Raw genomic sequence first — 6,912 nt, 5'->3', positions numbered from 1 at the left:
GGCCGGGGTGGCCGTCCTCGTCGTCGTCGGACCGGTTCTCGCTTTCCATCCCCGAACTGTACACAACTGACTACAGTCGGCTTGACGGGTGTGGACTGACGCGCCCCCCTCGCGAGAAAGGCCCACGATGACCACCACCGACCGCCGCGACGACATCGACGCGATCAAGGCCCTGAAATACCGCTACCTGCGCTGTGTGGACCTGCGGCTGTGGGACGAGCTCGCGGAGACGCTCGCGCCCGAGGTCTCGGCGTCCTACGGCAGGCGCCTGTCCTACACCGGCCGCGACGAGGTGGTGGCCGGGCTGCGGGAGCAGATGACCGACGACGTGATCACCGAGCACCAGGCCCACCACCCGGAGATCGAGGTGGACGGCGACACCGCCACCGCTCGCTGGTACCTGCAGGACCGGGTGATCGTCCCCGCCTTCGACACGATGATCATCGGGGGCGCCTTCTACTCCGACACCTACGCACGCCACGACGGTCGGTGGGTCATCACCAGCACCGGTTACTCGCGTACGTACGAGGCGATGATCGACCTCAAGGACATCCCGAGCTTCACGCTCACCGACAACCACCTCGCCCCCGCCGACGGCGGTGAGGGCGCCGGGCGAGGGTGATCTCCCTCGTTGCCGAACGCCGGCCCGACTCGCACGCACCCCCGCACCGACCCCCGGAGGACCCCATGACCGACACCACAGCGCAGCCCGACACGACAACGCAGCACGACACCACAGCGCAGCCCGCCGGGAACCCCGGCACCACACGCGAGGACCGACTTGCCGGAAAGGTCGCCATCGTCACCGGCGGCGGGCAGGGGGTCGGGGAGGGCATCGCACTCGGTCTCGCCGAATCCGGCGCCGCGCTCCTGCTGGTCGGGCGCCGGATGCGCAAGCTCGAGCGGGTCGCCGAGATCATCCGCTCGAACGGGGGCACCGCCGAGTGCCTGGCCGTCGACATCATCACCGACGGAGCCCCCGAGGCGATCATCGCGACCGCAGTGGAGAAGCTCGGCGGGGTCGACATACTGGTCAACAACGCCAACATGGCCATGCCGCTGCCGCTGTCGGACTACCCGGACGACGAGTTCCGCAAGGCCTTCGAGGGCGGGCCCCGCGTGACGTTCAGCCTGATGAAGCTGGCCCGGCCCGAGATGGCCAAGCGCGGAGGCGGCACGATCATCAACCTCGTGACCGCCGCCGCCGTCCGGTGGGACGCCGCGAACTACGGCATCTACTCCGCGGTCAAGGAGGCCATCCGCGCACTGACCCGCGCGGCCGCCTACGAGTGGGCCTCCGAGGGCACCCGCGCTCTCAACATCGCGCCGCATGCGCACAGTCCCGGGTTGGACTGGTGGATGGAGAACAACCCCGAGGAGGCCCGGGAGTTCGTCTCGAGCATCCCCGCCGGCCGCGTCGGCGATCCGCTGAGTGACATCGGTCGCCCCGTGGCCTGGCTGTGCTCGGCCGAGGCCTCGTACCTCAGTGGAGCGACCATCCCCCTGGACGGAGGGCAGTCCCGCTGGGGCTGACCTCGCACACCCACCCGGGACGAGCGATCCCCGACCGCAGTCGACATGGGGCACCATGAGCAGCGCCGGTCCCCCGAGTCCAGTGGCACCCCACTGTCGTCGGAATCCCGCCGGCCGTACCAGTCCTGACGGTGCTCAGCCCCGAGTAGCTGAGGCTGCAGGTCGGAAGTGGAGTCCCGGTGCAGCACGGATCCGATGATCGCACTGCCGAACCGAGCGCAGCCGACGCGGTGACACCCTCCGGGCGGGCCGATCGCACCGTGGAGGCCGGGAAGGCCAGGGGCGCCAAGACGGTGATGATCGAGATCGCCGAGAAGATGATCAGCGAGCGAGGCCTGGACGACGTCTCGATGCGCGACGTCGCGACGGCGGCCGGCCAACGCAACAACTCGGCGGTCCAGTATCACTTCGGTAGCCGCGACGGCTTGATCCTGCAGGTGCTGCGGCGGCGCATCGTCGCCCTCGACGCCGACCGCAGGCGGCGCCTGGCCGCGGCCGACGAACAGGGCCTGGGTGAGGACCTACACACCCTCGTCGGGGTTCTCTTCGGCCCCATCGTCGACCTCCTGCGTTCCCACCCCGAGGCCACGCACTACGCGCGGTTCCTGCAGAGGGTCGGCCCGGTCATGGCTCCCGGTATCCCGGAGGCGGATCTGCGGACGGCGGCCGACGACGTGGTGGTGCGGCTCATCGACGTGCTGTCCCACCTGCCGCGGCGGGTGGCGTTCGAACGCATCGACCTGGCCACCCAAATGTTCACCGGCGCGTTGGCGGTCTTCGAGGACCGCCGAGATGCCCGCAACACCGTGGTCAACGACCGGTTCGAGGTGGTGGTGGCGCACCTGTACGACATGATCGAGGCCGCCCTGCGCGCCGGTGTCGGGTCGCGCGATTGAGCGGTCCGCGGACCGTCCCCGATCCGTCGTCGGACCCCGTTCTCAGACCCGTCCGCGCAGTAGCTTCCGGAAGTAGAGGACCGGCTGGAGATAGCGGTCGAACGCGTACGTCGAGCGCCTGGGGACCGTCAGGTCGATCCCGGGGATCTCGGGTGCCGGCCGTCCGTCCCGGTCGTGCTCGGCCAGCATCAGGCGGTCCCGGCCCACGGCGATGGGGATGATCGTGTAGCCGTCGTACCGCGACCCCGGGCCACCGTCCCGGGCCGCGCGGAGGTTGTCGGCGACCACCGCCACCTGGGGACGTAAGGCCCCGCCGGACGGGCGGGTGCCGGCGGCGGCGGCGTCGCCCAGGCCCCAGACCGAGTCGGCGCGGGCGTGGCTCAAGCGCTGTGGATCCACCTCGACGAGCCCGGCCTCGCCCCCGTCGGACAACCCGGCCCGGGTGATGAACTCCGGTGCCCGGCTCAGCGGCGTGACATAGGCGAGGTCGACGTGCTCGATCGTCGTGGACACGGCACCGGTCAGGGTGACGGTGCGCGCGTGGTGGTCGACGGCAGCGACGTCGGAGCGCTCGTGGACGGTGATGCCGTACTCCCGGATCAGTGGGAGCAGGTGTGAGTCGCACGGTTCGAGTCCGAGCAGACCTCCGAACGGGGTGACCAGGTGCACCTCGATCCGGTCGAGTACCTTCTCGCGTCGCCACCGGTCGCAGGCGAGGAACATGGCCTTGAGCACGGTGCCCCCGCAGGAGGCGGGTTCCGGCGGTACCGAGAACACCACGGACCCCTCGCGGAGGCGGACCAGCGCCGCACACGCGCGACCGGCGTACTCGGGCACGTGGGCGGACGCCGCCCACCCGGCGACGTACGCCTTGTCCAGTCCGGGGATCGCGTCCCACCGGGGGGTCAGGCCGGGGCAGACGACCAGGTTCTCGTAGTTCACCGTGGGGCCCTGCTCGCGCGGACCGAGGGTCACGGTCCGGGCATCGGTGTCCACCCGCCCGGCGGGGTGGGGCAGGAGCTGCACGCCGGAGGGGACGACGCTCGTCATCGCCCGTTCGTACCGCCTCATCTGGGCCAGGCCGGCGGCGGCGTAGTTGAGCATCGGCCTGTACCGGTGGACGGGGGCCGGGTCGACGATCGCGATGTCCTCCCGGCCGTCCCGGCGCAGGCGCGCGGCCAGGGAGATCCCGGCGTTGCCCGCTCCGATGATCACGGTGTCGAACGCGGCGGACACGGGTCAGACCGTCACTGCGTAACCCACGAGCCCGACCACCAGAAGGAGGACGATGGCGACGATGACGATGATCGGGATGTACGCCCCCTTCTTGGACGGGGACGGGGTGGGGCTCTGCTGCTCCATCGGCCCCTGCTTCTCGGTCGCGCTGTCGGACTGCATCGACGTCGAATCGGAGTCCGGGGTCTGCGGGCCGTCGGGCGAGCCGCCGCTGTCGAGATCGGGGGTCTGGCCGGGGTCGGGGTCGGAGGGCCGTGCGTGGGTCATGAGGCGCCTTTCGTAGCGGTGGGTCCACCACGCTATGGCGTCACCCGGACACCCTCCACCGGTCGGGCCGCGCCCACGCCGACGCGGGCGCCACCGGGGAGAGGGACGTGTGTCCCGAAGTAGTGCCCGGCACGGGAGACGATGCCGTACTGGGCCGGGTTCATGGCGGGACCCGAGCGTACGGTGGTCGGCAGACGGGCCCGCCGACCCGAGTCGTGTCGTGGTCCGACTCGTCATCGACGTCTCCCCGAGAGGACCGGCCCACCCATGACCTCCATCACCACCGTCGACCGCGGCCCCCGCGTCGTCGCCCGGCGCGTCATCGTCAACGCCCCCGCCGATGAGCTGTTCGGCCTGGTCAACGATCCCGCGAAGCACGGGCTCGTCGACGGGTCTGGGACCGTCCGCGACAACGTCACGGGCCCGGCCGCCCTGTCCGAGGGCGCGACGTTCACCACGAAGATGCGGATGTACGGGGTCCCGTACCGCATCACCTCCACCGTCACCGAACACATCGACACCCCGGAGCTCAAGGTCGTCGAGTGGGCGCATCCCGCCGGACACCGCTGGAGGTGGGAGTTCACCCCGACCGCGGACGGGCGGACCGAGGTCACCGAGAGCTTCGACAACCGTCCGTCGAAGATCGGCAGGATCATGGAGCGCGTCGGGATGGCGCGGAAGAACGCCGAGGGGATCACCCGGACGCTCTCGGGACTGGCGGCGAAATACGATTCGGCCGGCTGACGATCCACGGGAAGTACTGGACGTGCGTCCAAGTTGGGTTTACGCTGGTCGCACCCCACGTTCGATCCCGCAGAATCGAGTGCCTCCATGACCACTGCACACAGGCCCCTCGCGGAACGCGTTCTGCGCCGCGTCATCCGGGCCATCGGAGCGGCGCCCGCCCCGGTCCAGCGACTGATCGCCGGACCTCCCATCCGGGTCGACGGGCAGGAACTCGGGCTCGAAGCCCAGGTGGGCACGCGGCTGTTGAACCTCGGTGTGTCGGAGACGTTCGACCAGCTCCCGCTGGAACAGGGGAGGCAGCAGATCGCGGGAGAAGCCTTCGTCTTCGGTCACCAGACCCCCGTCGAGACCGTCCGTTCGCTCACCATCCCCGGTCCCCACGGCCCGATCCCCGCCCGCCTGTACCGGCCCGCGGGGATCGAGGGGCCGAGCGCCGCCCTGGTCTATCTCCACGGAGGCGGGTGGGTCCTGGGCGACCTCGACTCGGGCGACTCGGTGGCCCGATTCCTCGCCGCCCACACGCCGCTGACCGTCATCTCGATCGACTACCGGCTCGCACCCGAGCATCCGTTCCCCGGAGGCCTGGAGGACGTCCTCGCGGCGTTCGGGCACATCGTCGCTCATGCCGAGGAGTACGACCTCGACCCGCGGGCCATCGCGATCGGCGGCGAGAGCGCCGGCGGGAACCTCGCCGCGGTGGTCTCGCTGCACCGGGCTCCCGGGTGGACCCCGCCGGCGATGCAGGTGCTGTTCAACCCGGTGACGGACCTGTCCACCAAGCACCGGTCCTACGAGCTGTTCGGTCGCGGGTTCTTCCTCACCGAGGCCCAGATGGACTGGTACAAGTCGCACTACCTCACCGAGCCCGAGCAGGCCCTGGACCCCCGCGTCTCGCCCCTGCTCGCCGACGAGCTCGGCCACGCGCCGCCGGCCTATGTCGTGGTGGCCGGATTCGACGTGCTCCGCGACGAGGGCGAACGCTATGCGGCCGCCCTGTCCGAGGCGGGCGTCGACGTGACCCTCCGTCGTCACAGCGGCCACGTGCACGGCCTGATCAACGCCACGGGTGTGGGCCACGCCGCCCGGGACGCGCTGCTCGAAGCGGTGGGCGTCCTCCACACCCGACTGGTCGCGCCAGCCGCCGCCGACCGGTCCTCCGGGGGCGAGGGGTGAGCGCCGGCGTCGACGTCATCGTGGTCGGCGCGGGCCTGGCGGGGCTCACCGCCGCGCGGCGGCTCGTCGAGGCGGGACGTACGGTCCGTGTGCTCGAGGCGCGGGACCGTGTCGGCGGACGCACGCTCAACCACGTCCTCGACGACGGGCAGGTGGTCGAGGCGGGGGGTCAGTTCGTCGGGCCCACCCAGGACCATGTGCTGGGGCTCGCCGAGGAACTCGGGGTGACGACGTTTCCCGCCAACACCCTCGGCGACACGGTCTACGTCCACGGTTCGCGCAGTCGACGGTTCCGCGGCGACATCCCGCCGGACCGCCTCGCGCTTCCCGACATCGCCCTGGCGACCTCCCGACTGGGCCGCACGAGTGGCGAGATCGACGTGACCGCGCCGTGGGAGCACCCCGACGCGCACCGGCTGGACGAGCAGAGCCTGGCCACCTGGCTGCGCCGCGGCGCGATCGGTTCCGGCGGCGTCGAGCTGGTCGAGGTCCTCCTCGGGTCGGCGTTCGGGGCGGCGGCGTCCGAGACCTCCGCGCTGTCCGCCCTGGCGTACATCGCGGGTGCGGGTGACGAGATCCACCGGGGCACGCTGGACCGGATGATCAGCGTGGCCGGCGGTGCCCAGGAATCCCGGTTCGTCGGCGGATCGCAGCTGATCTCGCAGCGCATGGCCGAGGGGTTGGGCGACGACGTCACCCTCGGCGCCCCGGTCCGGCGGATCGAGCACCACGCCACCGGGGTGACCGTCACCACCGACGCCGGGGCCTTCCACGGTGACCAGGTGATCGTCTCCGTCCCGCCCCACCTCGCAGCCGAGATCGAGTGGAGCCCGACGGTGCCCGCCCACCAGGACGCGCTGTTCCGCAGGATGACGTTCGGCACGCTCATGAAATGCGAGGCCGTCTACGAGCGCCCGTTCTGGCGGGAGGACGGGCTCTCGGGGCAGGGCGTCTTCCGTGGGGACGGTCACCCGGTGTGCTCGATGTTCGACAACACCCCGCCGAGCGGATCGCCCGGGATCCTCATGGGATTCGTGGGGGGCGCGGGGTGGCGGAGGTG

9 protein-coding genes are annotated in these 6,912 nt (G+C 71.1%); 6 read left to right on the top strand and 3 right to left on the bottom strand.

Going from position 1 to position 6,912, the window contains the following annotated elements; genetic code table 11:
• Positions 1–127 precede the first annotated feature (127 nt).
• The 3 genes from IY392_RS05330 to IY392_RS05320 all read left to right on the top strand — a co-directional run bounded on the left by IY392_RS05330 (position 128) and on the right by IY392_RS05320 (position 2,429).
• Complete coding sequence (locus tag IY392_RS05330; RefSeq protein WP_182612802.1) at positions 128–622, top strand: nuclear transport factor 2 family protein; 495 nt, start codon at positions 128–130, stop codon at positions 620–622.
• Positions 623–687: 65 nt separating this feature from the next.
• Positions 688–1,533 carry an SDR family NAD(P)-dependent oxidoreductase gene (locus tag IY392_RS05325; RefSeq protein ID WP_194305667.1) on the top strand — a complete coding sequence of 282 codons (846 nt, stop codon included), beginning with the start codon at positions 688–690 and terminating at the stop codon, positions 1,531–1,533.
• Positions 1,534–1,712: 179 nt separating this feature from the next.
• Positions 1,713–2,429, top strand: coding sequence for a TetR/AcrR family transcriptional regulator (locus tag IY392_RS05320; RefSeq protein ID WP_107757177.1), 717 nt, complete (start codon positions 1,713–1,715; stop codon positions 2,427–2,429).
• Positions 2,430–2,471: 42 nt separating this feature from the next.
• Here the strand turns inward: IY392_RS05320 and IY392_RS05315 are convergent, their stop codons facing one another.
• From IY392_RS05315 to IY392_RS19415, 3 genes are read right to left on the bottom strand one after another with little or no spacing between them, the layout of a single operon-like run.
• On the bottom strand, positions 2,472–3,665 hold the full coding sequence (locus tag IY392_RS05315; RefSeq protein WP_182612803.1) for an FAD-dependent oxidoreductase: 1,194 nt from the start codon (positions 3,663–3,665) through the stop codon (positions 2,472–2,474).
• Between the two features lie 3 nt (positions 3,666–3,668).
• A complete protein-coding gene (locus IY392_RS05310; RefSeq protein ID WP_107757175.1) occupies positions 3,669–3,932 on the bottom strand; it encodes a hypothetical protein in 264 nt (87 codons plus the stop codon).
• A gap of 32 nt (positions 3,933–3,964) precedes the next feature.
• The gene (locus IY392_RS19415; RefSeq protein ID WP_255458022.1) at positions 3,965–4,096 is read right to left on the bottom strand and encodes a hypothetical protein; all 132 of its coding nucleotides are present in this window, start codon (positions 4,094–4,096) and stop codon (positions 3,965–3,967) included.
• A gap of 103 nt (positions 4,097–4,199) precedes the next feature.
• Between IY392_RS19415 and IY392_RS05305 the strand changes: the two genes are divergently transcribed.
• The 3 genes from IY392_RS05305 to IY392_RS05295 form a co-directional block, all read left to right on the top strand.
• Positions 4,200–4,676 carry an SRPBCC family protein gene (locus tag IY392_RS05305; RefSeq protein ID WP_194860711.1) on the top strand — a complete coding sequence of 159 codons (477 nt, stop codon included), beginning with the start codon at positions 4,200–4,202 and terminating at the stop codon, positions 4,674–4,676.
• An 87-nt stretch (positions 4,677–4,763) separates the two neighbouring features.
• Positions 4,764–5,852 carry an alpha/beta hydrolase gene (locus IY392_RS05300; protein WP_107757173.1) on the top strand — a complete coding sequence of 363 codons (1,089 nt, stop codon included), beginning with the start codon at positions 4,764–4,766 and terminating at the stop codon, positions 5,850–5,852.
• A partial coding sequence (locus IY392_RS05295) for an NAD(P)/FAD-dependent oxidoreductase (RefSeq protein WP_194860710.1) occupies positions 5,849–6,912 on the top strand: 1,064 nt, incomplete at its 3' end. The genes IY392_RS05300 and IY392_RS05295, both read left to right, overlap by 4 nt.

The organism is Dietzia sp. SYD-A1, assembly GCF_015356725.1.
In the GTDB taxonomy this organism is placed as follows: Bacteria; Actinomycetota; Actinomycetes; order Mycobacteriales; family Mycobacteriaceae; genus Dietzia.
The sequence above is the reverse complement of the archived record's forward strand: the minus strand, read 5'-3'. Positions and strand labels throughout refer to the sequence as shown.